Annotated in this window: 22 protein-coding genes and 1 pseudogene; 9 read left to right on the top strand and 14 right to left on the bottom strand. The window is 43.3% G+C overall.

Annotated elements, in window-relative coordinates:
• Positions 1–221: 221 nt before the first annotated feature.
• Positions 222–1,394: pseudogene (locus tag AC1DM9_RS18430) on the bottom strand (BclA C-terminal domain-containing protein); the annotation flags it as partial.
• A gap of 1,021 nt (positions 1,395–2,415) precedes the next feature.
• On the opposite strand from AC1DM9_RS18430, the gene AC1DM9_RS18425 reads away from it, so the two are divergent.
• Genes AC1DM9_RS18425 through AC1DM9_RS18415 form a run of 3 tightly spaced genes read left to right on the top strand, consistent with a single transcriptional unit; the run spans position 2,416 to position 4,281 of the window.
• Positions 2,416–3,270, top strand: coding sequence for an ABC transporter ATP-binding protein (locus AC1DM9_RS18425; RefSeq protein ID WP_477512839.1), 855 nt, complete (start codon positions 2,416–2,418; stop codon positions 3,268–3,270).
• Positions 3,263–3,916 (top strand): ABC-2 transporter permease, encoded by a 654-nt coding sequence (locus tag AC1DM9_RS18420; RefSeq protein WP_076270473.1) that lies wholly within the window; start codon positions 3,263–3,265, stop codon positions 3,914–3,916. Before AC1DM9_RS18425 ends, AC1DM9_RS18420 begins: the two co-directional genes overlap by 8 nt.
• On the top strand, positions 3,916–4,281 hold the full coding sequence (locus tag AC1DM9_RS18415; RefSeq protein ID WP_441909306.1) for a GntR family transcriptional regulator: 366 nt from the start codon (positions 3,916–3,918) through the stop codon (positions 4,279–4,281). The genes AC1DM9_RS18420 and AC1DM9_RS18415 overlap by 1 nt, the downstream gene beginning before the upstream one ends.
• Positions 4,282–4,352: 71 nt before the next feature.
• On the opposite strand, the gene AC1DM9_RS18410 is transcribed toward AC1DM9_RS18415, so the two are convergent.
• The 3 genes from AC1DM9_RS18410 to AC1DM9_RS18400 form a co-directional block, all read right to left on the bottom strand.
• Positions 4,353–4,721 (bottom strand): DoxX family protein, encoded by a 369-nt coding sequence (locus AC1DM9_RS18410; protein ID WP_441880843.1) that lies wholly within the window; start codon positions 4,719–4,721, stop codon positions 4,353–4,355.
• Between the two features lie 356 nt (positions 4,722–5,077).
• The gene (locus AC1DM9_RS18405; protein WP_477581504.1) at positions 5,078–5,536 is read right to left on the bottom strand and encodes an SRPBCC family protein; all 459 of its coding nucleotides are present in this window, start codon (positions 5,534–5,536) and stop codon (positions 5,078–5,080) included.
• Between the two features lie 50 nt (positions 5,537–5,586).
• A complete protein-coding gene (locus tag AC1DM9_RS18400; RefSeq protein ID WP_256711031.1) occupies positions 5,587–6,162 on the bottom strand; it encodes a TetR/AcrR family transcriptional regulator in 576 nt (191 codons plus the stop codon).
• A 327-nt stretch (positions 6,163–6,489) separates the two neighbouring features.
• Between AC1DM9_RS18400 and AC1DM9_RS18395 the strand changes: the two genes are divergently transcribed.
• The 3 genes from AC1DM9_RS18395 to AC1DM9_RS18385 all read left to right on the top strand — a co-directional run bounded on the left by AC1DM9_RS18395 (position 6,490) and on the right by AC1DM9_RS18385 (position 9,068).
• A complete protein-coding gene (locus AC1DM9_RS18395) occupies positions 6,490–7,011 on the top strand; it encodes a pyridoxamine 5'-phosphate oxidase family protein (protein ID WP_477581502.1) in 522 nt (173 codons plus the stop codon).
• A 76-nt stretch (positions 7,012–7,087) separates the two neighbouring features.
• Positions 7,088–7,831 (top strand): YggS family pyridoxal phosphate-dependent enzyme, encoded by a 744-nt coding sequence (locus AC1DM9_RS18390; protein WP_477581500.1) that lies wholly within the window; start codon positions 7,088–7,090, stop codon positions 7,829–7,831.
• A gap of 10 nt (positions 7,832–7,841) precedes the next feature.
• Positions 7,842–9,068, top strand: coding sequence for a benzoate/H(+) symporter BenE family transporter (locus AC1DM9_RS18385; RefSeq protein ID WP_477581498.1), 1,227 nt, complete (start codon positions 7,842–7,844; stop codon positions 9,066–9,068).
• A 62-nt stretch (positions 9,069–9,130) separates the two neighbouring features.
• On the opposite strand, the gene pdxR is transcribed toward AC1DM9_RS18385, so the two are convergent.
• The 7 genes from pdxR to AC1DM9_RS18350 all read right to left on the bottom strand — a co-directional run bounded on the left by pdxR (position 9,131) and on the right by AC1DM9_RS18350 (position 17,647).
• Positions 9,131–10,561 carry a MocR-like pyridoxine biosynthesis transcription factor PdxR gene (gene pdxR / locus AC1DM9_RS18380; protein ID WP_477581496.1) on the bottom strand — a complete coding sequence of 477 codons (1,431 nt, stop codon included), beginning with the start codon at positions 10,559–10,561 and terminating at the stop codon, positions 9,131–9,133.
• 676 nt (positions 10,562–11,237) lie between these two features.
• Complete coding sequence (locus AC1DM9_RS18375) at positions 11,238–11,396, bottom strand: response regulator (RefSeq protein ID WP_339203977.1); 159 nt, start codon at positions 11,394–11,396, stop codon at positions 11,238–11,240.
• 230 nt (positions 11,397–11,626) lie between these two features.
• The gene (locus AC1DM9_RS18370; protein WP_477581494.1) at positions 11,627–12,076 is read right to left on the bottom strand and encodes a DUF1569 domain-containing protein; all 450 of its coding nucleotides are present in this window, start codon (positions 12,074–12,076) and stop codon (positions 11,627–11,629) included.
• Between the two features lie 352 nt (positions 12,077–12,428).
• Positions 12,429–14,330: a glycoside hydrolase family 127 protein gene (locus AC1DM9_RS18365; RefSeq protein ID WP_477581492.1), complete on the bottom strand. Its 1,902-nt coding sequence runs from the start codon at positions 14,328–14,330 to the stop codon at positions 12,429–12,431.
• A 45-nt stretch (positions 14,331–14,375) separates the two neighbouring features.
• Positions 14,376–15,245 (bottom strand): carbohydrate ABC transporter permease, encoded by an 870-nt coding sequence (locus AC1DM9_RS18360; protein WP_076270453.1) that lies wholly within the window; start codon positions 15,243–15,245, stop codon positions 14,376–14,378.
• Complete coding sequence (locus tag AC1DM9_RS18355) at positions 15,242–16,165, bottom strand: carbohydrate ABC transporter permease (protein WP_477581490.1); 924 nt, start codon at positions 16,163–16,165, stop codon at positions 15,242–15,244. The genes AC1DM9_RS18360 and AC1DM9_RS18355 overlap by 4 nt, the downstream gene beginning before the upstream one ends.
• A gap of 72 nt (positions 16,166–16,237) precedes the next feature.
• A complete protein-coding gene (locus AC1DM9_RS18350; protein WP_441880835.1) occupies positions 16,238–17,647 on the bottom strand; it encodes an ABC transporter substrate-binding protein in 1,410 nt (469 codons plus the stop codon).
• 360 nt (positions 17,648–18,007) lie between these two features.
• Between AC1DM9_RS18350 and AC1DM9_RS18345 the strand changes: the two genes are divergently transcribed.
• The 3 genes from AC1DM9_RS18345 to AC1DM9_RS18335 all read left to right on the top strand — a co-directional run bounded on the left by AC1DM9_RS18345 (position 18,008) and on the right by AC1DM9_RS18335 (position 20,852).
• Positions 18,008–18,898, top strand: a complete 891-nt coding sequence (locus AC1DM9_RS18345) for an AraC family transcriptional regulator (RefSeq protein ID WP_477512824.1) — start codon at positions 18,008–18,010, stop codon at positions 18,896–18,898.
• Between the two features lie 483 nt (positions 18,899–19,381).
• Positions 19,382–20,338 (top strand): HNH endonuclease signature motif containing protein, encoded by a 957-nt coding sequence (locus AC1DM9_RS18340; protein ID WP_477581487.1) that lies wholly within the window; start codon positions 19,382–19,384, stop codon positions 20,336–20,338.
• Between the two features lie 13 nt (positions 20,339–20,351).
• The gene (locus tag AC1DM9_RS18335) at positions 20,352–20,852 is read left to right on the top strand and encodes an SMI1/KNR4 family protein (RefSeq protein WP_477581485.1); all 501 of its coding nucleotides are present in this window, start codon (positions 20,352–20,354) and stop codon (positions 20,850–20,852) included.
• Between the two features lie 370 nt (positions 20,853–21,222).
• Here the strand turns inward: AC1DM9_RS18335 and AC1DM9_RS18330 are convergent, their stop codons facing one another.
• The 3 genes from AC1DM9_RS18330 to AC1DM9_RS18320 form a co-directional block, all read right to left on the bottom strand.
• Positions 21,223–22,239 carry a substrate-binding domain-containing protein gene (locus AC1DM9_RS18330; protein ID WP_477581483.1) on the bottom strand — a complete coding sequence of 339 codons (1,017 nt, stop codon included), beginning with the start codon at positions 22,237–22,239 and terminating at the stop codon, positions 21,223–21,225.
• Positions 22,240–22,302: 63 nt separating this feature from the next.
• Positions 22,303–23,298 carry an ABC transporter permease gene (locus AC1DM9_RS18325; RefSeq protein WP_477512820.1) on the bottom strand — a complete coding sequence of 332 codons (996 nt, stop codon included), beginning with the start codon at positions 23,296–23,298 and terminating at the stop codon, positions 22,303–22,305.
• 25 nt (positions 23,299–23,323) lie between these two features.
• The gene (locus AC1DM9_RS18320; RefSeq protein WP_477551115.1) at positions 23,324–24,832 is read right to left on the bottom strand and encodes a sugar ABC transporter ATP-binding protein; all 1,509 of its coding nucleotides are present in this window, start codon (positions 24,830–24,832) and stop codon (positions 23,324–23,326) included.
• Between the last annotated feature and the right edge of the window lie 195 nt (positions 24,833–25,027).

Raw genomic sequence — 25,027 nt, 5'->3', positions numbered from 1 at the left:
CAGCTTTCTCAGTTCAATCCTTCCACACGCGCTGACGCTGTGGTTCGCTCATTGGGCATTCCAACATATAAAAAAAATCACGCCCAATGGACGTGATTTTTTTATTGGTGCAGTCTAAAGGTGAGTCAGCACTAGCCTCATCACATTAAAATACTTACATTTTCATCCGGATAGTTCTGTAAATTACATTAACTTATCCTTTCACAATTTTGAAAGAAATCCTAAGAACTTATTTTCATAATAAGAATGGAAGCATTTGAATTGATTTGAGATCCCCCGGCATTGGTTTGTAAAGTAACGCTAGAGGCGCTGGAATGATTTCTTAAAGTTAGTACATCACTAGCGGCAGCAGTAATAATAATCATGCCTGGGTTAGATTGAGTACCAACACCCGAACCATATACACTTCCGCCAACAGGGGCACCATTCTGATACAAGGTAAATTGATTACTTTCTACTGCAGTTACAATATAATAAACGGCATAGTCTCCAGCGTTATTTATCATAATTTGTGATGTATTCGGTGTATGGGTGATGTTATTTAGATTACCATTGCTATCGAAAATAATATCCGTTTCAACCGCCACTGACTGGCTACCTGTATTGAATACATAACCATAAGCTGACAACCCTTCACCTGTCGCTCCTGTTGACCCCTCACCTGTCGCTCCTGTTGTTCCCGTTACTCCTGTTGTACCCGTTGCTCCTGTTGCTCCCGTTACTCCTGTCGCACCCGTTGCCCCTGTCTCACCTGTCGCTCCCGCTACTCCCGTTACTCCCGTTGCACCCGCTTCTCCTGTTGCTCCTGTTGACCCCGTTGCTCCTGTCTCACCTGTTGCTCCTGTTGCACCCGTTACTCCTGTCGCTCCTGTAGACCCCTCACCTGTCGCTCCTGTTGCTCCTGTTGGCCCCGTTGCCCCTGTCTCACCTGTTGATCCTGTTTCACCTGTCGCTCCACCTGGATTTCCTGTTGGACCTGTTGCTCCTGTAACCCCAGTTGCCCCTATTGATCCTGTCACACCTGGATCACCTGTTGCTCCTGTTACTCCTGTCGCTCCTATGACTCCTGTTGCTCCTGTTTCACCTGTCGCTCCTATGACTCCCGTTGCTCCTGTTGACCCTGTTGATCCTGTTTCACCTGTCGCCCCACCTGGATTTCCTGTTGGACCTGTTGCTCCTGTAACCCCAGTTGCCCCTATTGATCCTGTCACACCAGGATCACCTGTTGCTCCTGTTGTTCCAATTGGACCTATCATTCCTGTCGCTCCGGTTGCTCCTGTAACCCCAATTGCTCCTGTTGCTTCTGTTGCTCCTGTAACTCCGATTGCTCCTGTTGCTCCTGTCGCCCCTGTGACTCCTGTTGCTCCCGTTGCTCCCGTTGTTCCGGTTGCTCCTTTAACACTCGCTGCTCTTCGCCTTGCTTTGACATTTACTATAACTTCCTGTCTAATACCGCACTTACAATACCTTTTCTTACACTTTTGGCATCGTTTTTTTCTAAATTGAAAATGCCTGTGATTGTAACGAGCAAAACGTTTTTTACTGTTATCTTCTTCAGTGCTCTCATCTCCTTAGCTGCACCATATGAATCAAAATAGTGTCAGAACGCCATTATACAAAGCCTTCCTAAACAGCGATAACCAAGGCAATATCATATTAGACTAAACTTTGATCCCATCCCTGAGTACGACCGTTTTCCCTCCAGAACTGGTTTCACATCTACACTATTTATTAATAAGGACGAGTCAGCGCCGCTGGCTTGTCTCGCCCATTTGAGAATAAAAAGTTTGATTAACTTATCGATGTTTTGAATCTTCACTGACTAAGCCACGCCAAATAAACAAGTAAATTGGGCTGGTGTTATTTTAAGCAGCTTCGGATTGCTTGAGCCATGTGCTGTTACACTCCGCACACTTTAAAAACAACTCACCCGGTAAGCTCCGTTTTTAATTTAAATAATCACATCTCTCATTGAGCAATTGCTTACTCTGTCATTTAACATAAGGCACTGTATATCGTATGAAGGACATTCGTATAGGGCATGGGCCAATGTTCTAAAATGAATTTTATTACATGATGGTTTGTTCCTTGGAGATCTTTTGACTCCCCCTCGGACTGCATCCCGGAGATCGTCCCCCTGGCATTCTATACAAAAAAACGCCACCACGCTTAGACACTCCTTCAAAACAGTTTGGTCATCAATTGCTTATTGCCTTCTTCTAACCCTCCTTCTGAAATAAGTCAATCCTCTCGCCAATTCGACTCGATTAGCCTTTAATCGACAAAAGTATACCAAACTACGATAAACAAGAAACAAACAGACTCATCCATAAATTTCTTGTTATTGACATGCGAATGGTTTCAATGATATATTGTGCATGCACAACATACACAATCCGCAAAGGAGTTGATTATATGCTTGCTTTAGAAATAAAAAATTTAAATAAAAAATATGAGCATTTTCATTTAAAAGACGTATCTTTTCAACTGGAAAAGGGTTATATTATGGGATTTATCGGAGCCAACGGCGCAGGAAAAACAACGACAATAAAAGCCATTTTGAATTTGATTCATAAGGATAGCGGCGAGATTAGTATTTTGGGCAAGGAGATGACCAAACACGAGCTCGAATTAAAACAAGAAATTGGCTCTGCCTTTGGTGACATCAATTTCTATACTCGAAACAAAGTCAAAACATTAACTAATGTAATCAAAAAGTTCTATCATAATTGGAATGATGAAGCCTATTACAATTATCTCAAGAGATTCAATTTGAATGAAAACAAAAAAATAGCTGAATTATCAACCGGGATGAAAGTGAAATACAGCTTAGCCATCGCTTTATCACACGGTGCAAAGCTGCTTATTCTTGATGAACCAACAAGCGGACTTGATCCGGTGGCAAGGGACAATTTATTGGATATTTTTCAGGAACTAGTGGAAGATGGTGAAATCAGCATCCTGTTTTCCACTCATATCACAACTGATTTGGAAAAATGTGCCGATTATATTACTTTTATCGATAACGGACATATTATCAACAGCTCTGAGAAAGAAGAATTTATTGATACCTACCGCTTGGTGAACGGGAAAGAAGAGCAATTGGATTTGATAAAAGACCAGTTAATTGCCTACAAAAAGAATTCATTCGGCTTTACAGCCTTGATCCATACTAAAGACTTTGATCCCTCTTGGAATATTAAATCAACTTTGCCTAGTCTTGAGGAGATTATGATCTATTTCGCGAAAAAGGAGATTGTGCATGTATAATTTACTAATGAAAGAATTAAAGCTAGGCGTAAGCCCATTCTTTTATATCATGCCTTTTTTGACGGGTGCTTTAATGCTAATTCCCTCATGGTTATATTTCCTTGTCATCCTCTACTTCTGTTTCCTCACGATACCGAATATGTTTGCAGGGTATAAATCTCAGAATGATTTGATATTTACAAACATGCTGCCTGTAACCAAAAAAGACATTGTAAAAGCAAAGGTATACGTTATTGTTATCCTGGAATTAATGCACATCATTGTTGCCATGATTTATGGTTTGATTACTATTCGCTTATATCCAAATCTGACCTATTTTTTCTTCAAACCATCCTTTGGTTTTTGGGGACTATGCTTCGTTATGATTGCAATCTTCAACATTATCCTTATATCGATGTATTATAAAACAGCCTATAAATACGGCGCAGCAACGATTGTGTCCATTACAGCTGCGATACTGTTTGCAGGAGGCGCAGAATGGCTCGGAATACAGAATTCATTTGTGTATGATCTTTTCAAAGGAAATGGTACTGATCATTTGGGAATTCATCTATCCATCTTGTTCTCGGGCATCGTCATATTTGCGATATTTACGATAATCGCTTATCATATTGCAATCAAACGTTTTCAGAAAGTGGAAATTTAATGAACATAGCTATTTCGAACTCATCTGATAAACCGATCTATCAGCAGCTTTTTGAACAAATTAGCGCACAAATTCTAAAAGGTGAACTAGAAAATGGTTACAGCTTACCTCCCATACGACAAGCCGCCACAGAGCTTCGTGTTAGTATCATTACCGTAAAAAAAGCGTGGGAAGAGCTTGAACGGCTTGGCTTGATTTATACCGTAACCGGCAAAGGCTGTTTTGTAGCCGAGCTCTCCCCTGATGAGATGCTGCAAAAACGCAACGAAATGATTATGAAGCAAATGGTTCTAGACACTTCCTATTACAAAACCTTCGGCCTTACTTTAGAGGAAGTTTTCGAGCTTTTGAAGGAAATTTATTGAATAGGTTTAAAACAAATCAACCACGTCCTATGGGCGTGGTTAATTTGTTTTATTGGTGAATTCCACTATCCTTACCCAAATAGATTGGACAGCTCATCTGCATATAATAGCACTACTGCAGCAGCTATTAAAAGATTCAATATGGCAGGGAATATTTTTCCGATTTGATGTTTGACTCTGAAATGCGTGAGGCACGCCAATAGCATCATGACGCCCACCAATAATGCGGTCCATGCCGCAATCCCCGCATACCAATAGCCGACAATGAGTCCTATGCAGGCAACAATTTGAACGTAGCCCGTAATGACGCGAAACCATTGAGGAAGTTTAATCGAATCAAACAGTTCAACCTGATGTTTTGCTCCAACAATCTTGCTTCCTCCAAAAAAAGCCATAGAAAAAAGCAGCCAACTTTGAAGAACAATGGCTAGTATATGCATTTAAAATACTCATCCTTTCTATTTTTTAATCAGACACCATTTGGTGTCCTATTTCATAATAGTACACCCACATATGTCTTGTAAAGCATTTATTACGATGTAATTTATGAAAATTTTATCCATTTAACGGTTTGGATTCTTAATACTCCGCATGCCAGCTCATCATAAAACATGACGCTTTTATTTTGGCAATATTTTAATGGTGCATCTCCTCATAAGCTATCCACCTAATGAACAGAAAACCACGTCCGATGGACGTGGTTAATTTGTTTAGTATGGTGGAGCCTAATGGGCAGTAACCCCCCTGACCTTATCGCTTTACAGGAACTAATTAAATCAGTGAACTTTTTTCATACTCATTTCCTTTCATCATTTACGGAATCACTTGTCTTAAGTCTAATGGCCATCAATACATCTTCCCAATAAAGCTTCATTTGTTCACGCGTATTCGGATGATCCAGATTTTCTTGATGGAAACTGATCGTTGTTTTGTCAGGTTTATCGGATAGCACCCGGATTTGCAGCGTCGATGGTTTCTCCCATTCGTTCTTCTCCCACTTTAAGCGAAGCTGCTGAAACGGTTTTACAACCCTAAATTCGCCAGAAATACCTTCAGGAGTCGTAAAAGTCTCTCCCTTGTGCAAATTTAAGAAAGATAGGCTGCCGAGCCATAATTTCAGCCCTTCGGTAGAGGTGAGAAACGCCCAAGCCTCTTCTTGCGAAATCGGAAACGTTCTCCGAACACCAACTTGATAACCCACCGATGCCGTTTGACCAACTATTTTGCCTGATTCGGAATATTGTTTATTACTCAATGCAACACCTCCCAAATGGTTGTTGGTACTCACTAACTAATGCTTAAAAACTACGGAGTCAGAGCTCTAACAAACAATTCAATGCTCGATTGCATAAAATTTTGCTGGGTCACCTTAGTGATGGATGACGCACCAAATAGCTGTGTTATGAAAGCTCCATAATTCATCCACATGAAGGTAATGGCCTGTGTTTCCGCATCGGTTGCAATCAGTTTGTTCTTTTCCTGCATGTCTGCAAAATAATTCGTCAATAGCTCCAATAGTTTCCGCGGATGCTTCTGCGCTTTCTCACGAATCTCGGCCAGCTCGTTGTCACTCAAGACAATGAGAAACAGTTTACGGTTTCGATCCATGATCTCATGATACATTTGGCTTATCATGAGCAAGTCCGCTCTCAAATCCCAAATTACTTTTTCATGAAAAATCTTAGTCATTTCAATCGAATAATGATAATGATCGACTGCTTTGTCCAGTAGATTTTGCTTGCTTCCAAAATTGCGAAACAAGGTCATTTCGCTGACGCCTGCCGCTGCAGCTATCTCCTTCGTTGATACGCCTTTGTAGCCTTTCTCAGCCATTAAATCAATTGCTGCCAGCATCAGCTTGCTTTTATTGTCTGTGGTCATCCCGTTCTCCAAATCCTCATTTATTTTAGTAGATCTCAGACATTTAAAGTTAGTACTCACTAACATAATTTCTTTTAGAATATCGTTAACTTTCAGAAATGTCAACAGGCTCTTTGAATCTTGATTTAATCGCTGATGAAGCCAACTCGGCGAAAAGTTATTGCGATAAATTCAGACACCATTTTCCTCTAAGTGGCAATGCCATAGAAATTTCCGAACCACCAAAGAAATATGGATTGCTCGATAAACGCATTTTTGGATCTACTTACTCACTCCAATAACTGATATGCTAGCGAAAATAAATCAGTATTGAAGGAGGGGTTAAAAATGGATATGGTTCGTTACAAGATTAGAGAGGTGCTCGATAGCAACAAAATTGAAGCTTTCCTGAGCAAAGCGCGAATTGGTCATCTAGGCATGGTTGATGGTCAGCTGCCCTATGTTGTTCCGCTCAACTTTGTTTGGGCAAATGAGAAGCTTTATTTTCATGGTGCCGCAGGCGGGAGACGCAATCAGGTCATGAGTGTAAACCCTGAGGTTTGTTTTACGGTTTGTGAAGAATATGGAACCATTACTGATCCAGTACCGGCTAAGACAGACACAGCCTATATGAGTGTCATGATTTTCGGCAAGGCCGAGCTCATCGTGGATCTGGATGAAGCTACATACATGTTGCAGGAAATGCTCCACAAATATGTGCCTGGTTATTATAACCGCCCATTGTCCAAACAGCATGTAGATAAATACAGGTCTGCTGTTTTCAATACATCTGTTCAGGTGTACCGAATTGATCCCCATAAAATAACAGCAAAAGAAAATCCGATTGAGGCAGAAAAAATGTACAAGTAAAAAAGTCTAATGGATGACTATACAGAAAAAACATTGCGCATAGTCTGTGCGTTTCCAGAAAGAAGGCTGAACAGACATGGTCCATTTCGTTGAACAAAATCTTAGATCCGTAAGGGATCAGATGGAATTGGCTTGCCAGCACTCAGGACGCAAGAAAGATGAAGTGAAGCTTTTGTTAGCGACAAAAACGGTTCAGCTTGAAAAGTTGCGAATTGCCATACAAGCGGGTGAAGTATTATTTGGCGAAAATAAAGCTCAAGAACTTCGCGAGAAATTCCCGCTTATGCAGCAGTACAACCAAGTAGAATGGCATTTTATCGGACATCTGCAAACGAATAAAGTGAAGGACGTTGTTAAATATGTCACACTCATTCATTCTGTGGATCGTTTGAAGCTCGGAAAAGCCTTGCATCAGCAGCTCCTCAAAGAACACAAAACTTTGGATATCTTGGTACAAGTCAATACATCATTTGAAGAAAGCAAATTCGGTGTTTTACCGGAATCTGCACTGGAGTTGGTTCAACAATTGTCTCATTTTGAAACATTAAATGTTAAAGGCTTGATGACTATAGGAAAACTGAATGCTACAAATGACGAGACTCGACATTGCTTCCGCTTATTAAAACAAATTCAATCACAGATTATAGAGAAGGAGCTGCCTAGGGTACCAATGGATATTCTCTCGATGGGCATGTCTGGGGATTTTAAGGTTGCTATTGAAGAAGGGGCAACCATTATAAGAGTAGGGACAAGCGTATTTGGCAAGCGATATTTACCGGATGAGTATTACTGGGATGAAACCGCACAACAGAATGATTAGGAGAGAGAATATGGATACAATATCATCTTCACTGCACAGCCGTGATTTTATATCTCCTACCATAGCTGCTTTAATATCTGTCATTGTCAACTATGGCGGGACCTTTGTTCTCGTATTTCAAGCAGCCAAAGCAGCTGGTCTGAGCGCTGAAATGACTGCTTCATGGGTAATGTCGATCTCCGTTGGTGTGGGGATTACTGGCATTTGGCTAAGTTATCGATACCGTGAACCGATTATTACGGCTTGGTCCACACCAGGTGCAGCTTTTCTCGTTTCGGCATTAGCAGTAACCCCATATTCTGAAGTGATTGGCGCTTACATCATCTCTGCTTTAGGGTTTATTGCTTTGGGATTATCGGGAATGTTCGAGCGTTTCGTACGGCTTATTCCCTCAGGCATTGCTTCTGGTTTGCTGGCTGGCATTCTATTGAAGTTTGGTATTTCAGCCTTCGGTGGAGCGGAATTTGACCCATTACTTGTCGTTGTCCTATTTGCTGCTTATGTAATATTAAAAAGGTTTACATCCCGTTACGCTATCATCGGTATTTTAATAATTGGACTTATCTACTTGATTAGTGTGAAAAATGTTGATTTCAGCAATATCAAATGGGCAATCGCAACACCTATATTTGTTGTTCCCGAGCTTTCATTTGATACTTTACTCAGCGTAGCATTACCTCTATTTGTTATTACTTTGACGGGGCAATATATGCCTGGAATGCTAGTATTGCGAAATGATGGATTTAAAACGAGTGCGAATCCGATTTTGACAGTAACCGGTTTAGGCTCACTCCTTGCAGCACCATTCGGGTCGCATGCTTTTAATGTAGCAGCTATTACTGCAGCGATTTGTACAGGTAAAGACTCGCATGAAGATTCAAATAAACGTTATATAGCAGGAATTGCTTGTGGTATTTTTTACATTATCGTCGGCCTATTTGGTGTGACGCTAGCTGCTTTGTTTCTGATTCTTCCTGCCACCTTCATCGCGACGTTAGCCGGATTGGCCTTGCTTGGAACAATTGGCAGCAGCCTTGCAGGCGCTTTAATTGATCCCAAGGGACGTGAGACAGCTCTGATTACTTTTTTAGCAACGGCTGCAAATGTTACATTACTTGGTGTTGGCGGTGCATTTTGGGGTCTCGTTGCAGGTTTGGCTGCGCATGTTTTGATACATGGACATTTCCGCCAAAAATCATCCAGAATGAGTAGAATAAAACAAGCTCAGCAGAAATAGTAGGAAACATGATCATAAATACAGAGACAGATCGACTCACCCAAGAGACGGAGATGTTCGAATTATAGCAGCATCTCCGCAAGACGATAAATCCCTTTTGTTATTGCTGACTCATCTACTTTAGCAAAACCAAGCACCCACCCTTTTCGATTACTTTCCAAACAATAATGGCTCAGCGGATAAACGCGTACTCCCTTTTCTAACGCTTGGTTCGTAAAGGCTTGTTCGTTAAACGAGTCTTCCGCTTCTAAAAACATGTGTAATCCCGTTTCTACGCCGCTTAGCTTGAAACGTTCTCCTAAGCCAGATGAGCTAATGGCTTTCGACATCGCTTCATGTCTGCGCCGATATACGTTTCTGACCCTTCTCATGTGACGCATGAAATACCCATGTTCAATAAAGTGTGTAAGCGTTAATTGCTCCATAATCGGAAGGTGACGATAGGTTAGCTCTTGGACTTGTGCTAGCTGGCGAATGGCTTTTTGGGGGCCAATGATTGCGGATATTCGTATACCAGGAGCAATCATTTTTGAAAAACTCATCATATACAATGTGTTCTGAGATTGCTGGCTAAACAACGTAGGCAACGGGTCGCCACGATACCGAAATTCGCTGTCATAGTCGTCTTCTACAATCCAAAATTGCTGCTGAGCAGCCATATGTAGCAATTGTTGCCTGCGGGGCTCCGACATGATCACCCCAACTGCACACTGATGTGAAGGCGTAACATAAACAAGCTTTGATTGTGGATGAATGTGATCTACCTGTAATCCGTAATCATCAACAGGGACAGGAACAACATTCATCCGCCGATATTTCATGGCCATCCATGCGGCGGGGAACCCGGGATCTTCTACGGAAACCGTTTCTCCTTCATTTAAAAGTGCTTGAGCGATCAAATCAAGGCTATGTTGTGCGCCCGAAGTTAAAATAATTTGATCGATATGAACGTGAACACCTCGCTCGAGTGACAGATAACGCCCAATCTGTTCGCGTAGTGGAACGAAACCATAAGCGTTGCCATATGTCCAACTGTCCAGGTCCGTTTCTTTCGAGGCTTGCAAAAATGAGTGTCTCCAATTTTTCTGAAAATGTTGATCCAAATAAGGCTCATGCGGGCTGAAATCGATCTCAACATTTTGATATTCTTTGCCTCTAAACCAGCTCTGCAAATGACTGACTGCTTCGTTTAATAAAGGTAACTCAGGGGTGTTAGGCCCTTGGGGTTTCACATCCTCTGTAAAACTTGTTCTGCTGGTCCAGTCACTCACGCTTGTTCCGCCGCGCCTTGAAGTAACCGTGTAGCCGCGACTAAATAATTCCTCATAAACAATCTGTATCGTTGAACGAGAGACACCCACTAATAGTGCGAGTTCACGAGAAGGCAGCAGCAACTCGCCTGGCAGCCATTTGCCGGTTGTGATGTTATGGATTGCTTGATCAAGCAGTTGTTGCCATATTGGACGCTTGTCCTCACGGTTAATTTTCAGCATCCTGTTCACCTCTAGTTGTATTCGGATCAATTTATGGATTGCTTTAATTTCTTCTAATAACCATTTAGCAACATTCCATTACTTAAAATACTATCATGCTTCTAGTTGCCCCAGCAATGTAGTAATAAAAAATCCGCTAAGTCAGGAACAGCTGACTTAGCGGACAAGTACGCTCTATTTTAAACACTGTTTTCCCTGCTTATACATTAAATACACAAAAATGGAGTACCCTCTCTCTGCTTTATCTTATGTAAACTAAAACTTACCCTGATATCAAACCGATTCCATCCGACAATACTGCATTCAAATTTCTGCCCGCAATAAATAATTTGAGGTAGTTGAATTCTTGCCTCGGTTTCTACGATGACTACACAATGATGAAAATCTAGCTATAGAATTTAGATATGAAGCCTTTTGGAGTTTATTCCGAAAGGCTTTATTCATTATTTTCTAATGGAATATCATACACACAAAGATCAAAATAAAAAACGGCATCTCTGCCGTTTCTGTAGTGAAACTATCTAGGTATTCCGTTTCATCCCTAATCACATATTGTTTCCTACCAAACTTTTATCTTCGAAAGCCGTCGAGAGAACAATTAAGGTCGTTGAAAACCCGAATGGGCTGCACCTATCAAGAAAGTTGGTCATTGATTCTGTTGTTTCGGATAACACCTTCATATGTCAAGATTCCACATATCCGGTTTTTGCTGAATAGACCGCCTTGCTTCATCACCGTCCGTAAAACTGCTAACCTGCCAGCCTTCCTGTTTTAAGTAATAAGCAAGAATTTGATTCAAGTTCATATCATCCTCAACAAGATAAATCGTGTACATAGCGTGATCTCCTTCATGTTTCTGTGCTTAGTCTAACAAATGATTATCGCCAAATCACCAAAAAATTATGGGAAATTGTATGAAAAAAATATATAAATAGAAAACGATTGTCACAAATAAATAAACCACTTCAGCAGAAGTGGTTTGAATTTATGGTTTAATGGAGACTAGCGGGATCAAGCCGTTGACCTCTTGAAATATGCCCTAGCCCGAACATCACACAGAGAAAACTAAACGCCAAACTGCTTTAAATGATGATCCAAGTGCTTATAGATACCGATGCCCCACTGCTCGGGGGTAAGCTTGCCGAAAAAGGGGTGGGGATGAGTCGTGCACCTCTCCGGTCCATTGCGCTGAAATAAGTCGGTTTTTTGTTTCAATAATTCTCTTTCTTTCTCGAATTCTCTTTCATCTGTAAATTTAATGGTCGGGATCGTTGACATATTGTGGGGCAATGTTTTGTCATTATACATTATTGGTTTCACGAAGCCTCCAATCACGACCCCAAGCCATCCTCTCTTTGGAAAAGAAACGCCCGAGGCAATGTCCTGGAATGCGGAGCAGTGAGCCAGCATTTGAGCAGCATTCATCTGCCCCCAATGTGGTTCTGAATGACCCTCTAACTTATCGATACGTGCTAAAATCTCGTTCGTATGGTTTCGATCAAAAATACTTTTCATTCATTGCCGTCCCTTCTCCTTAAATGAGCAGTTCATAGAAACCATATTGTTCAGAAATAATCCATATGAGAATCGGACAAGCGAATCATCCGGCTTTCCAGTCGAGTTTGTCATGATTGCAGGTTACCATATTGATAACCTTCTGTCGATCATCCACCTTCCACTACTACCGAGCGGTCGAAATTATAGGGGGATTATACACCCCGTAACTCAAGCAGATCACTTTTATCCTACAAAAAAAGACTTCTGCATAGCAGAAGTCTCATTTCGGATTAACAATATTTATGAGAATGTAAGAGGTCATCGGTTCTAGCGCAGTGTCTTAATCCAAAAAGTATTCGTTCGACTTTTTTTATTTTTCGCGAATCCAAACCGTCATTTCGCCTGGCTTCCGATTACCCCAAAATGCGTATGGCACAGCCAAGATTGGGACGCTCTTCTTCTTTCGCATGACCGGCCTGTACAGGTCATCTTCCCAACAAAAATCTGAACGCAGCCCTTCTCCGGTTAACACGACAATACCGCCTAGAACATCTTCCTTATACACTGCCGTTAATTCAGAATCTTCGGGAAAGCAGATATCCGTAAGATCCGGGCCGTTGTCCACTTCCTCCATACAATAAACGAGCGGACCGTATTGCAAAGCGATTTTGCCAGCATTCTCGTGCACTTTGGGGTTCGACTCAATGCGCTCGACGATCATCGGGAAATACAGCTTGATCTCGTCGTTTTCCATCCACGTTCTGCTGATATGCGCATATCCGCTCTTGACGATCGTATCCAGCGCTTGCAAGTTCCCGTTTACCTTGATGTAAGGATCTCTACACCATGAAGGGATTCGGAAAGAAAGCGTGCAATCGGTCGGCTCATCCATTTGCAGTCGGATCTGGATATTTCCGTCCCATGGATAATGAGTTTCCGTATGCAATATCATCTTTCTTCCTTGAACATCGAATGTACTCTCATTGGAAGCGTAAAGATGCATAGCGATGTCTTTGCCTTTTTGCGTAAAGAAGTAAGTATCCAAAGACGTTAGCAGCCGCGCAATATTAGGCGGACAACAAGCGCAGCCGAACCATGGCACGCGCTCGGTTCTGACGTGCTGCATATCGTAACGGTATTGAGTTACAGCAGGATGAACCTCCAATGGGTTGACGTAAAAATAACGTTTGCCATCTAGCGACATCCCGCTCAGCACCCCGTTGAATAGAACCCGTTCCATCACATCCCCGTATCGGCTGTCAGTTTCAATCTGGAGCATTCTAAATGCCCACATGGCAAGTCCGATGGATGCGCATGTTTCGGTGTATGCCGTGTCGTTAGGCAGATCGTAATCAATCGTAAAGCGTTCGGCATGACCTTGCGAGCCAAGCCCTCCCGTTATATACATCCGCTTGGAAGTCACATGAACCCATAGTTTGCGAAGCGCATCGGTCAGCGTTGCGTCTCCATATGCAATCGCGAGATCCGCCATAGCCGAATACAAATACATGGCACGCACAGAATGTCCTTCTGCCGTTTCCTGCTCTCTTACGGGGGCGTGAGCCTGATGGTAATCCAGATCGAACCAGCGATCCTTGGAAGGTCCGCCGAACTCGGGCTCCTCCTTCAGGAAACTCGGCTGCTTTCCACGCTCCTCTACGAAGTATCGGCTCAAATGTAAATACCTTTGTTCTTTCGTTGCCTTGAACAGCTTTACGAGCGCGAGCTCAATCTCCTCATGCCCGCAGTACACCTGCATTTTATCCGAATCTGGACCCATAATCCGGTCAATATAATCGGCGTAACGGCACATCATATCCACAAAAGTCCGCTTGCCCGTGGACTCGTAATAAGCCACCGCGGCCTCGATCAGATGGCCCGCGCAATAAAGCTCATGCCCGAATGAAAAATCCTTCCAGCGCTGTTCCGGTGCAGCGACTGAAAAATAAGTGTTCAAATAGCCGTCTGACTGCTGGGCACGTCCCATCAGATCAACAACCGCATCGATGACGGTTTCGAGCTGCGGATTCGGAAAGTGCCGCAGGCTGTACGCAGCAGCTTCGATCCATTTGGCTACATCACTGTCCTGAAAGACCATTCCGTAGAAAGTTCCTGTCTGTTCTCCTGCCGAGATACGGAAGTTTTCTACGGCGTGACTCGGCTCCGCGCCTTCGATTTCATCGTTCAGCGCCTTCCATTGATAGGGAATCGTTTCCTGGATAGTTTGCCGAACCCTGGGCTGCCAAAATTGGTCATTAAGCCTAACATTCATATCGATAATTCTCCTTTCAATGGGACAAAGCGACAATGATCCGAACTAATTTTTCAATCCGGTCATCGTGATTCCCTCTACAAAATACTTTTGACCAATCAGGTAGAAAATGACTCCCGGAGCAAAGGATAAGCACGTGGCGGCCATCGTCATCGACCAATCTTGCTTTAATTGACCTCTGAAATTGGTGAGCCCCAACGCTATCGTGAATTTATCGCTCGAATTAATGTAAATCATCTGTTGGAGCAAATCATTCCACAAGCCGATGAAAATAAACAATGCGACGACGATCATGGCGGGCTTGATCGCTGGAATAATAATATTGAACAAGATGCGGAAGTATCCGGCTCCGTCAATCGTTGCCGCTTGGTCGAGTTCTCTCGGTATGGAGAGAATAAACTGTCTAATTAAAAAGATATTAAACGCGCCGCCTCCGCAAAAATATGGCAAAATCAATGGCAGATAGCTGTCATGGACCCCCAACCCCCGCGTCCATCCAATGTACAGCGGAATGAGCGTAACCATGGTAGGCAAAAGCATTGAACCGACACATAGGGTCCAGATCAACTGTTTCCCCCGAAACCGCAGCCTCGCAAAGGCATATCCGCACAAGGTGGCCGTAAACGTTCCCGCCAAACAGGAAGGAACGATGATTATCATCGTATTTCCTAGATATTTCCAAAATTTAAATACCTTCAGTGTATCTTCATAATTGGAAAACAACCAATTTCCCGGTAATAGTGACGGTGGATATTTGTAGATCTCGGGATTGGTCATCAGAGACGTACGAAAAATCCACCAGATCGGGAAGAGCACGATTAAAGCAAATAAAACAACGACTACAAACATAATCACGTTTATCGTTCGTTCACTGCGTTTCTTGCTCTTTAGTCTGACGTACGCTGCTTCACTCAATTGCCATCGCCTCCTTCAGAAAAGATCCACAGATTCGATGTCTTGAACAAAATACCAGTAAACGCGGCAAGGATGGCGAAAATTACAAAGGTCGTCGCACAAGCATAACCCAGCCTGTAATTGACGAAAGCCTGATCGTACATCAGATATGTCATGAACCTTGAAGAATTGCCCGGGCCGCCATTGGTCAGAGAAAGGGCCGGTGTTATGACTTGGAGATTGGCGATCAGGCTCATCAACAAGTTGTAAAAGATAATCGGCGTCATGCAAGGCAAGGTGATATGCCAGAAGCGTTTCCATCCGCTTGCGCCATCCATCTCAGCCGCTTCATGATAGACGCTCGGGACGTTCTGAAGCCCGGCCAAAAAAATAACGATCAAGTTCCCCGACAACCAGACCGCAATCAAGGAAAGCGAAGGAACTACCCATCTGGAATCCGCAATAAAGAGAATTTTGCTCAACCCGATTTCGGAGAGGAGATAGTTGAAGAAACCGAAATTCGCCTCGTAAAGCCAGGACCAACCTACGTATATAGCAGCAGCCGGCAAAACGAACGGCACATAAAATACGGCTCTGAAAAAACCTCTTGCCGGAATTTTACGGTTCAACAGCATCGCGATGAAAAACGAATAAATCATGCTTCCGGCTACGGATAATACGGCGAAGTAGACCGTCGCGATAATCGAATCTTTAATGTACGGATCGGTGGTAAACAGCTTGATATAATTATTGAGGCCAACAAATTCGGGGTTGGCTAACCCTGTCCAATTCGTCATGCTGATTCCGAGCACCCCCAGAAGAGGCAGGTAGGTCAGGAAGATCAGTCCGAGGAAAGCCGGAATCAAGCATATATAAGCAACTCTTGCCTCGCTTGAGTAAAAGCGAGAACGACGCTTCAGCGGTTTGTTAATCGGTTCCATATCTCGCTCCCCACCTCATGTTTGAAGGAAGACCGCCACTTGCAATATATTGGCGGTCATTCCTTTTATCCGTTATTTATTGCCTGTATGAGCCGCTTTCAAAGCATCGAGATTTTTGGTTATGGCTTCCTTGGCGGTCGTCTTTCCGGTCCAAACATCCCCCAGAGTCGATCCGAGCAAGGTGTTAAAGTCTGTCGTATGATTTGTATAGAACCACGATGCGGGTCTCGCGGCGGCGGATTGCGCATAATCGACTACCGCAGACTTGTATTCGTCATACGGAGGGAAGTTCGGATTGTCGACCCATTTATGGGTGAGAGTTTCATCCGTATACCACTTTTGCAGCGTTGGCATCCAAATGCCTGATGAGATGAGCCCCCAGTTGTTTTCTTCGGAATTGTACCATTTGAGCCATTCCATCGCTTCTTTCGGATGCTTGGTCTGGGAGAATACGACATTGGCGCCGCCCGTGTTTAGAGTAACCTTTTCCTTCATATAAGGCAGTACGGCAACGCCATAGTTCAAACCTTTCTCCTTGGCTGTGTTCAAGCTGGTTCCTACATTCCACGCACCGTTTGTGGCCATGGCAACCGTTCCTGCAATGATGGTGCGCTGAATGCCATCATCAGTCTGACCAACCGACAACGGGGCAACATGATCTTTCAAGTATAGATCAGCAACTTTCTGAATCGCTTCCGTACTGGCGTCTTCTCCGATTCTCACTTCGGTCCCGTCACTCGAATAGAAACCGCCGCCATTGCTAAGCGCCCAGGTTTCCAACTGCCACGGTAGATTTTCAATAGAGGCGCCATACTGAACGATGCTCTGCGATTTAAAGCCATCCTCGTCAGGATGTTTGCCATTCTTGTCAACCGTCAGCTTCTTGGCCGCAGCTACGAATTCATCCCATGTCCATGCTTTATCCAGTGCAGATGGTGGATAAGGCACATTCGCTTTGTCAAACATGTCTTTGTTGTAATAAAGGAGGAGGATTTCATTGGCAGCAGCATAGGCTACGGTTTTGCCTTGATATTTGTAGGCCAAGCTATCGAGCGGCTTGCTGTCGCTTCCATCGTACATGGAGCTCACATCATTCAACATGCCGTCAGAGGACCACTGGATGACGCCATCCTCCTTCAATATCCCCGTATCCGGCAATTGGCCTGCCGTTGCCTGTGTATTCAACTTTGTCATGTAGTTTTCCCAAGGAATTGCCTCCACTTTTACTTCGATTTTGTCTTGGGAAGCATTAAACTTGTCTGCCGCCGCCTGGACGGTTTTCCCTTCTTCTTCGCTACCCCACATCGAATACGTAATCTTGACCTTTTCCGTTTTGGAAGGCGAATTCTCCGGTTTACTTGAAGCCTCTCCTGCCGATGGTGTTGTATTTGTCTCTTTGTTACCGTTGTTCCCACAGCCTATTGCACTGAATGTCAGTGCAGCCAAGACTAGACCTACCCCAAGTCTTTTTCCTACTTTCATTGCCCCGTTCTCCCTTCATCAATTGAATGATGTTAAATGCTAATCGTTTGAATGAACGTTTAGCCTTTCTACGCCTGACCAAACCGTCGTGTTTTGCCATTGCAACATGACATGATTCAGGAAAGCGCTTTAATAGAATTGTGACATGAAGTACCTTGAAAAAAAACAACATTTTCCAACCTGATTTTTAATATTTTCAACCTTCGTTCTTACGCCACCGATTTCCCGATATCGGGAAATCGAGCTTATGCCAGACGATCAACAGGAAACGCTTTATTTAGAAGACAACTATGAAGTATTATAAAAATAACAATATTTTCTACCTTGATATTCACGATTCCAATCTTAGGAGGAAACAGTGTGGACTCTACGATTCTTCATTTTATCTCACCACCGATTCCCTATTTCGTGGATTGCGGTTATGCCTATTACGAGGTAGGAGATACCCATATCGACCGAAATTGTATCAATGTATTCGATCTGATTGTCGTCCGCAAAGGGGTTCTCCCCATTGCCGAGAATGACCATAGCTGGGAAGTCAATGAGGGAGAAGGACTCATCCTTCTCCCGAATGCTCATCATTACGGCAATGCGCCCTGCAAAGCCGATACGGAAATCATCTGGATTCACTTTCAAACCTTCGGCAGCTGGCAGATGTGCCGCGACATGAACGAATGCCAGAGCAACCAGCTGGAATTGATCGAGGAACACAAAAAGTTAGCGTATGTCAATCACGCCGATGTCTGTTCCATCTTCCTTCCCAAGCACATGAAGCTGTCGACGAAAGCGTTGGAGGCGCTTGACACCTTCTTTCAGCAGGAGAATGAACCGCAGTCGCTTCGGAACTGGAAGCGACAAGTTTCCTTCCAGTTATTTTTGCAACATTTGGATCGCGATCTCGCTTCCCCCGCGAACGCCACCGCGATTCAGCTCGCCGAGCGGATCGAACTGTTCATCCGTCAGAACTATGCCAGCGATATTACAAACTCGGTGCTGCAAAAGAAGTTGAACTATCACCCCAATTATCTGGCTAAAGTGATGCTGAAAATGTACGGAATGACCCCAATAACCTATCTTCAATATTACCGGCTTGAACAATCCAAACGGCTGCTGCTGCAAACCTCCAAATCTATTGCCCAGATCGCAGATGAAGTTGGCTTCCATCATATCTCGCATTATTCCACCTGTTTCTCCAAGAAAGAAGGTCTCTCTCCCTCAGGCTTCCGCAGCAAATTCGCCAAGAAACGCTAGATGCAGCGAATCCGGAGGACGTTCCACGACAGCAATACGAGAAGAACGTTCAGCTTGCACTCTCCGATTACTGGCATTCTGCACGACATAAAGCTGATGTTCAGGTATTAAAGCCACGTATGAAGAGTCGGCATAAGGAGCTCGAAGGCTTCAAGGTAACCAAGCAAGCATGTGCCCTATTAATGCACTGCCCACGTAAAGCCAGCTTTGCTGTGGGCATTTTCATCATATGTTCTCTTGTGATTTCGAAAAAAAATACGCTATCTATTGAGGCCACTGAACAACCCACACATTTTTTCGGCAGTCCCTAGCAGAACATAAAAAAAGACATCCATTCTCATATTTTGGGAGAAGGATGTTTTTTTTGTGTACTAAATAATGTTACTTATCCTGTATTTAAATCAATTAATTTCAATATCCGCTTAAGATTTACAGCGAATATAGTCATAGCTCCTTGCATCTCCATGCCAATCAGACCCGAGTATGTGGCTACATCATATAGATTTTAATCAAAGATCATCAGCAGAGAAGATAAAATATGAGGATTTTAATCTAGAAAAAAAACTTATTGAATCTATAGAGCAAAATCCAGATGATGTATTTTTGAAAGAGGTTAGGAAGTATTTAACGACGGGATATAGAAACGAAGTAACTAAAAAAGAAATTACTGCTGGTGTATCACCGTCTTCTTATAAAACTTATATTATTGTTTATGATGACAAGACTGGTAAATCTCTAACTTTAGAAGAGTATTTAATTGAAAAAGAGAAAAGTTTAAACAAAAATAGGAACATAAATTCATTTAATGCTGCTGCAGCTCCGGCAAATGCAGTAATATTTAATGTATATCTCACTTCTAGTGTGGTAAATAAAACAATCACACATAAAGTAGTATATTCAAGTTATATTGGTAAAGCCCCAACTTCTATTTCAATATCTAATCGTCTTAAATCTTCTACCTCCAGAAATGGCACATACTCTACCGAAGCGACATCAAGCGAAACTATGAAAAAAGTACTAGACGCATCTGAACCTACTACAGTAGCTAGTACAAAATATTGGAAAGGCGATTTTACAGCACAAATCTATTCCGGAACGGTTTTAGTAAGTGTTCATAATGGTGGTACCGATGTAGCTCAGCTTTACAATAAAAATGGGGTAGTATATCCACCATATACTGATCAACATTCTGGTATAGTGATGATAGAGCCAGCTACAACGAGTTGGGCTAGAGTTCCTTCAATTTCCTGGAGTGGCAGGGATGCATATATCAAATGGTATGAAACACAATATGGAGTTCCAAATTGGAATTGGGATGATTATCAAATACATCATATTAGACCAAGAAATTTAGGTGGTACTAATGTATATTCGAATTTAATCCCACTAGTAAAAACTTTTCATACTGGAACGGTCAATCCGTGGTTTGCTGCCTATTAAGGAGGAGTTATTTGTGAGTGAATATGAGACTATAATCAAAGCTTTAATGTCTAGATTTAATGATAATGTATTAACAATTCAAACTTCGGGTGGAGAAACATATCAAACAATTTGTACTTTTAATCCACCAGCTTCGTTGCATGAAATTGAAAGCATGTGTGAATTAAAAAATTGGTCATTACCGATAGATTATATAAATTTTTTATTATATACAAATGGTGCGCGATTGTTCGATGTTGTAAGAACCTATGGTGGATTTGAATTATTCAGTATTGATGAAATATTACAGAACCATTATGATTACATGCTTGACAACTGGATACCCATAGCAAGTCACCAAGGTGATCTTTTATTAATCGATTCTTCACGAACTGATGGTGATAATTATTTATTTTGGCGAGATTTCGGAGAGCTTATTGACCAACAAACCTTTTCTTTTAAAATCAATTTTAGAACGTGGTTTGAAAGGATTATACTCTGTCAGGGAGAAAGGTTTTGGTTGTGGCAGAATTAGTAGAGTATATAAAAAATTTATAATGGACTCAACGTTAAGAAGACTCTTGCTTTTTAAGCAGGAGTCTTCCGTATTTACTGATTTAACAAATGTTTATACAATCTCTTATAGACTTCATTTTAATTCTTCTACTCTCTCGCCGCATATTTTCTATGACGATAGAGGAAGTGCTACATTTTACATAAATCAGGAGCGGCTACGGTAACTTAGAAAGAATAAAAAGGGAGTAGAACTAACAAGCCTTTTTCGCATAGAGCTTCCTCCTCAATTTCCGTTATTTTAATAGAATAAAATGATCGGGACTGTCGCTGAAGGAAAAGCTCCTTTACGTACAGCCCCAATATTGCTTTGAAATGATTGGCTTATCTATTTATTCGTAAAGAACGGCTTTAACCTCTTCGTTATCGATGTTGGTTTTGTCGTACCATACGAAACCGCTGTCGATAGCGGGTTCAACCGTTTCGCCTTTGGCAGCCGCAACTGCGGCTTTTACCGTTTCATAGCCGATGCCAACCGGATTTTGGGAGATAGCGCCAGCCATCGTGCCATTCTTGATCGCATCAATTTGTGCTTTGCCGGAATCATAACCGATAACCGTCACTTTACCGACCGCTTTGGCTTCCATTACTGCATTAATGACACCGATGGCGGAGCCTTCATTGGTACCGAAGAAACCCTTGAGTTTTGGGTACGCTTGCATAATCGCTTTTGCCGCATCGGTCGATTTGAGATGATCTCCCCCGCCATACTGAATATCTACGATTTTAATATTTGGGTATTTTTCCTCGATACGTTTCGTGAAGCCATCACGACGATCGATCCCCGTACGGCTCGTTTGGTCATGGGCAATAATCGCAATCTCGCCCTCGCCACCGATTAATTCCGCCATTTTATCTGCTGCAACACCAGCGGCAACCGCATTATCCGTTGCTACTGTACTAAGCGGAATGTCACTGTCCACGCCGGAGTCGAATGCGATAACAGGAATGCCGGCTTCTTTAGCTTTCTTGAGCAGCGGGATTGAAGCTTGGCTGTCCAGCGCGGCGAAACCGATTGCGCTAGGTTTTTTATCCAATGCCACTTGCAGCATTTCAAGCTGTTTGTCGACTTGGGATTCAGACTCTGGGCCTTCGAAAGTGATATCCACATTCAGCTCGGCTGCTGCCTTCTCTGCGCCAATCTTAACCGCTTGCCAGAATTGATGCTGGAATCCCTTGGAAATAACCGGAACATACATTTTCTCCGTGTTAGCAGGCGCTTCAGAGCTCGGTTTTTTAGTTGACTCTGGTGCATTCGTAGGTGAATTGCTGCCTCCGTTCGAGCTGCAAGCGCTAATGAATACTACAAGTACCAAAGCCGCCATCATCCATACTTTTCTCATGTTCATATCCCCTTCATCATGAATTATATTTGCATTTACATATAATCTCACAAGGAGACTATATCGCTGTTAAGCCTTGCGACGACGCAAAATATCCGCATATACCGCGAGTAATATAACAAAACCAACCACGACCGTCTGCCACTCCTGAGGAACCGACATGATGCGTAAACCGTTCGTCAACACGCTCATAATAAGAGCACCGATTACGGTTCCCAAGATCGTTCCCTTGCCGCCGCTTAGTGAGGTGCCGCCGATAATTACCGCTGCTATCGCTTCCAGCTCGTAACCCGCACCGAGTGAAGGATGTGCCGTGTTCAACCTTGATGCCATCAGAATGCCGGCAATTCCCGTAAACACGCCTGTTATCGTATAAATCACGATTTTCCAATTTCGCACATTAATGCCGGATAGACGCGTCGCCTCTTCATTGCTGCCGATTGCGAAGTTGTAACGGCCAACAATCGTTCGGGACAATAAGATGCTCCCGAGGATGGCTACGATGAAAAAAATAAGGACAGCGTTCGGAATATCAAAGCCTGGAATAAGGTCACCTAATACCGATCCTAATGATATTTCCATAAAAACTTCATTGTCGGTAAAATAGATCGGCTTGGCTCCAGAGATAACCAATGCTAACCCTTTGGCAATCATCATCATCGCGAGCGTGGCGATAAATGGCGGAATTCCCAGTCTAGCAATCGTAAAGCCCGATAAAAATCCGCATAACGCCCCGGTTAGCAAACCGCCGATAATACCGATCGGAATGGGCAGCCCCCAGATCGTAATGAAGACGCCAGTCATGACTGCGGACAGCGTCATGACTGTGCCAACCGAAAGATCAATGCCGCCCGTAATAATGACGAACGTCGAGCCTAACGCCAGTACGCCGATAACCGCGGTGGAGAGCAAAATGCCAATGATATTGGAGAAATGAAAGAAATTATCCGATGCGATAGAAAAAAAGATGACGAGCAAAATCAAACTTCCAAATACTAAGAGCTGCTGCAGCCCTGACTTAATCGCAAAATGCGATTTCTGCTCAACCACTGTTGTTTTATTCATGCTTCTCTTCCTTTCCCTCCCGACCTTATCCGATTCGATCTGTTGCATAAGTCATGATCTGCTCTTGGGTCGCGAGATGATCATTCATAAGCTCCCCGGTAATTCTTCCTTCGCACATCACGATGATACGATGACTAAGCCTTAAAATTTCCGGCAGTTCCGAGCTGATCATAATGATCGATTTGCCTGCAGCCGCCAAGTTCTCAAGAAGCTTATAAATCTCGCTTTTGGCTCCGATATCGATCCCCCGAGTCGGTTCATCGAAGATCAGGATGTCGCAATCCCTCGTTAACCACTTCCCAATAATGACCTTCTGCTGGTTCCCCCCGGATAGAAATTTCAGCTTCTGTTTTATGCTTGGCGTTTTTACCTTAAGCTCCTCAACAATTTGAGTCGAAACCTCGTTCATGCGTTTTTCGTTCATCCAAAAACCCGCGCTTGTGAAACGGCCTGTCGTTGCCAAAGTGGCATTCGTTGAAACATCCATTTCCAGCAGGCAACCAAAGTGCTTTCTATCCTCGCTCAAATACCCAATGCCATGCTTCACGGCCTGATGGGGTCCGTTAATCCGTACCTTGCGGCCATGCACGTGGATCTCACCGGAATCGAGGGGATCAGCACCGAAGATTGCCCGAGCAACCTCCGTTCTTCCTGCGCCGACTAATCCGGCTACGCCAAGTATTTCTCCCTTCCGCAGCGTGAAGCTCACGTTATGAAGAACATTTCTACGGTTTAGATTACGTACCTCAAGCATGCTTTCGCTCGATTCGTCCTTTAACCGGTTCGTCTTATCCGATTGATAGAGCTCTCGGCCCACCATCATCGAAATAATTTTTTCGATGCTTGTATCAGCGGTCGCAACCGTATCAATGTAGCTTCCGTCTCGCATAACCGTGATGCGATCGGTAATTCGTTTCAGCTCCGCCATACGGTGAGAGATGTATACAATGCCTACCCCTTTAGCTCGCAGCTGGACGATAATCTTAAACAATTCCTCAATTTCCGCATCACTAAGCGCCGCTGTCGGTTCGTCCATGATTAGCACTTGAGAGTCGTAGGAAATGGCTTTTATAATTTCAACCATTTGCTGCTTGGCGACCGTCAGCTTCGATACAAGCGTGGTAGGATCGATATCGAGATTCATTTGTCTGAGCAAAATGGAGGTTTGTCGATTCATCTCTTTCTCGTCCAGAAACAGTTTTATCGCTTTCCGCGGCTCTTTGCCGATAAAAATGTTTTGCGCGACGGTTAGATCGGCTGCGAGATTCATCTCCTGATGAATCATGCTGATTCCCTTTTTTTGAGCGGCTCTTGTATCCGGAATACGTACTTCTTCGCCCTGATAGAGAATGCGTCCCTCGTCCATCTGATACACGCCTGTCAACACCTTCATCATGGTCGATTTCCCGGCGCCGTTCTCCCCAACAAGTGCGTGTACCTCGCCAGGCCGCAGGTCGAACTTACAATCCTTTAAGGCATGAACCCCGGCAAAGCTTTTCACGATTCCTTCCATCTGTACAAGGCTTTCACTCATCGCTTCATCTCCCCTCTCCATATTCATGTTGTTACCGATAACTTTACACGGTTCATTCCGTCACTTACATGTGATTTCTTCTTGTAAGAGTCGAATAATTTTTGGGATTCAATTCATTAGAGGAAACTAAACAATTTGTTTTGGACGCTATGCGAGCAGATCATTCTTACGATCGCGGTTGCAGCCAGATTCTTG

The sequence above is a fragment of the Paenibacillus sp. 01T431 genome (assembly GCF_056398625.1).
Note: the sequence above shows the minus strand (reverse complement) of the source record. Positions and strands in the feature narration are given on the sequence as shown.

Bases quoted from the DNA above. Each gene is read 5' to 3' on its own strand.
- AC1DM9_RS18370 (WP_477581494.1), bottom strand. From the start codon at position 12,076: ATGAAAAGTATTTTTGATCGAAACCATACGAACGAGATTTTAGCACGT.
- AC1DM9_RS18365 (WP_477581492.1), bottom strand. From the start codon at position 14,330: ATGAATGTTAGGCTTAATGACCAATTTTGGCAGCCCAGGGTTCGGCAA.
- AC1DM9_RS18320 (WP_477551115.1), bottom strand. From the start codon at position 24,832: ATGAGTGAAAGCCTTGTACAGATGGAAGGAATCGTGAAAAGCTTTGCC.
- AC1DM9_RS18390 (WP_477581500.1), top strand. From the start codon at position 7,088: ATGGTCCATTTCGTTGAACAAAATCTTAGATCCGTAAGGGATCAGATG.
- pdxR (WP_477581496.1), bottom strand. From the start codon at position 10,561: ATGCTGAAAATTAACCGTGAGGACAAGCGTCCAATATGGCAACAACTG.
- AC1DM9_RS18325 (WP_477512820.1), bottom strand. From the start codon at position 23,298: ATGAATAAAACAACAGTGGTTGAGCAGAAATCGCATTTTGCGATTAAG.
- AC1DM9_RS18415 (WP_441909306.1), top strand. From the start codon at position 3,916: ATGAACATAGCTATTTCGAACTCATCTGATAAACCGATCTATCAGCAG.
- AC1DM9_RS18340 (WP_477581487.1), top strand. From the start codon at position 19,382: ATGTGGCTACATCATATAGATTTTAATCAAAGATCATCAGCAGAGAAG.
- AC1DM9_RS18400 (WP_256711031.1), bottom strand. From the start codon at position 6,162: ATGACCACAGACAATAAAAGCAAGCTGATGCTGGCAGCAATTGATTTA.
- AC1DM9_RS18425 (WP_477512839.1), top strand. From the start codon at position 2,416: ATGCTTGCTTTAGAAATAAAAAATTTAAATAAAAAATATGAGCATTTT.
- AC1DM9_RS18410 (WP_441880843.1), bottom strand. From the start codon at position 4,721: ATGCATATACTAGCCATTGTTCTTCAAAGTTGGCTGCTTTTTTCTATG.
- AC1DM9_RS18350 (WP_441880835.1), bottom strand. From the start codon at position 17,647: ATGAAAGTAGGAAAAAGACTTGGGGTAGGTCTAGTCTTGGCTGCACTG.
- AC1DM9_RS18355 (WP_477581490.1), bottom strand. From the start codon at position 16,165: ATGGAACCGATTAACAAACCGCTGAAGCGTCGTTCTCGCTTTTACTCA.
- AC1DM9_RS18385 (WP_477581498.1), top strand. From the start codon at position 7,842: ATGGATACAATATCATCTTCACTGCACAGCCGTGATTTTATATCTCCT.
- AC1DM9_RS18375 (WP_339203977.1), bottom strand. From the start codon at position 11,396: ATGTACACGATTTATCTTGTTGAGGATGATATGAACTTGAATCAAATT.
- AC1DM9_RS18395 (WP_477581502.1), top strand. From the start codon at position 6,490: ATGGATATGGTTCGTTACAAGATTAGAGAGGTGCTCGATAGCAACAAA.
- AC1DM9_RS18420 (WP_076270473.1), top strand. From the start codon at position 3,263: ATGTATAATTTACTAATGAAAGAATTAAAGCTAGGCGTAAGCCCATTC.
- AC1DM9_RS18330 (WP_477581483.1), bottom strand. From the start codon at position 22,239: ATGAACATGAGAAAAGTATGGATGATGGCGGCTTTGGTACTTGTAGTA.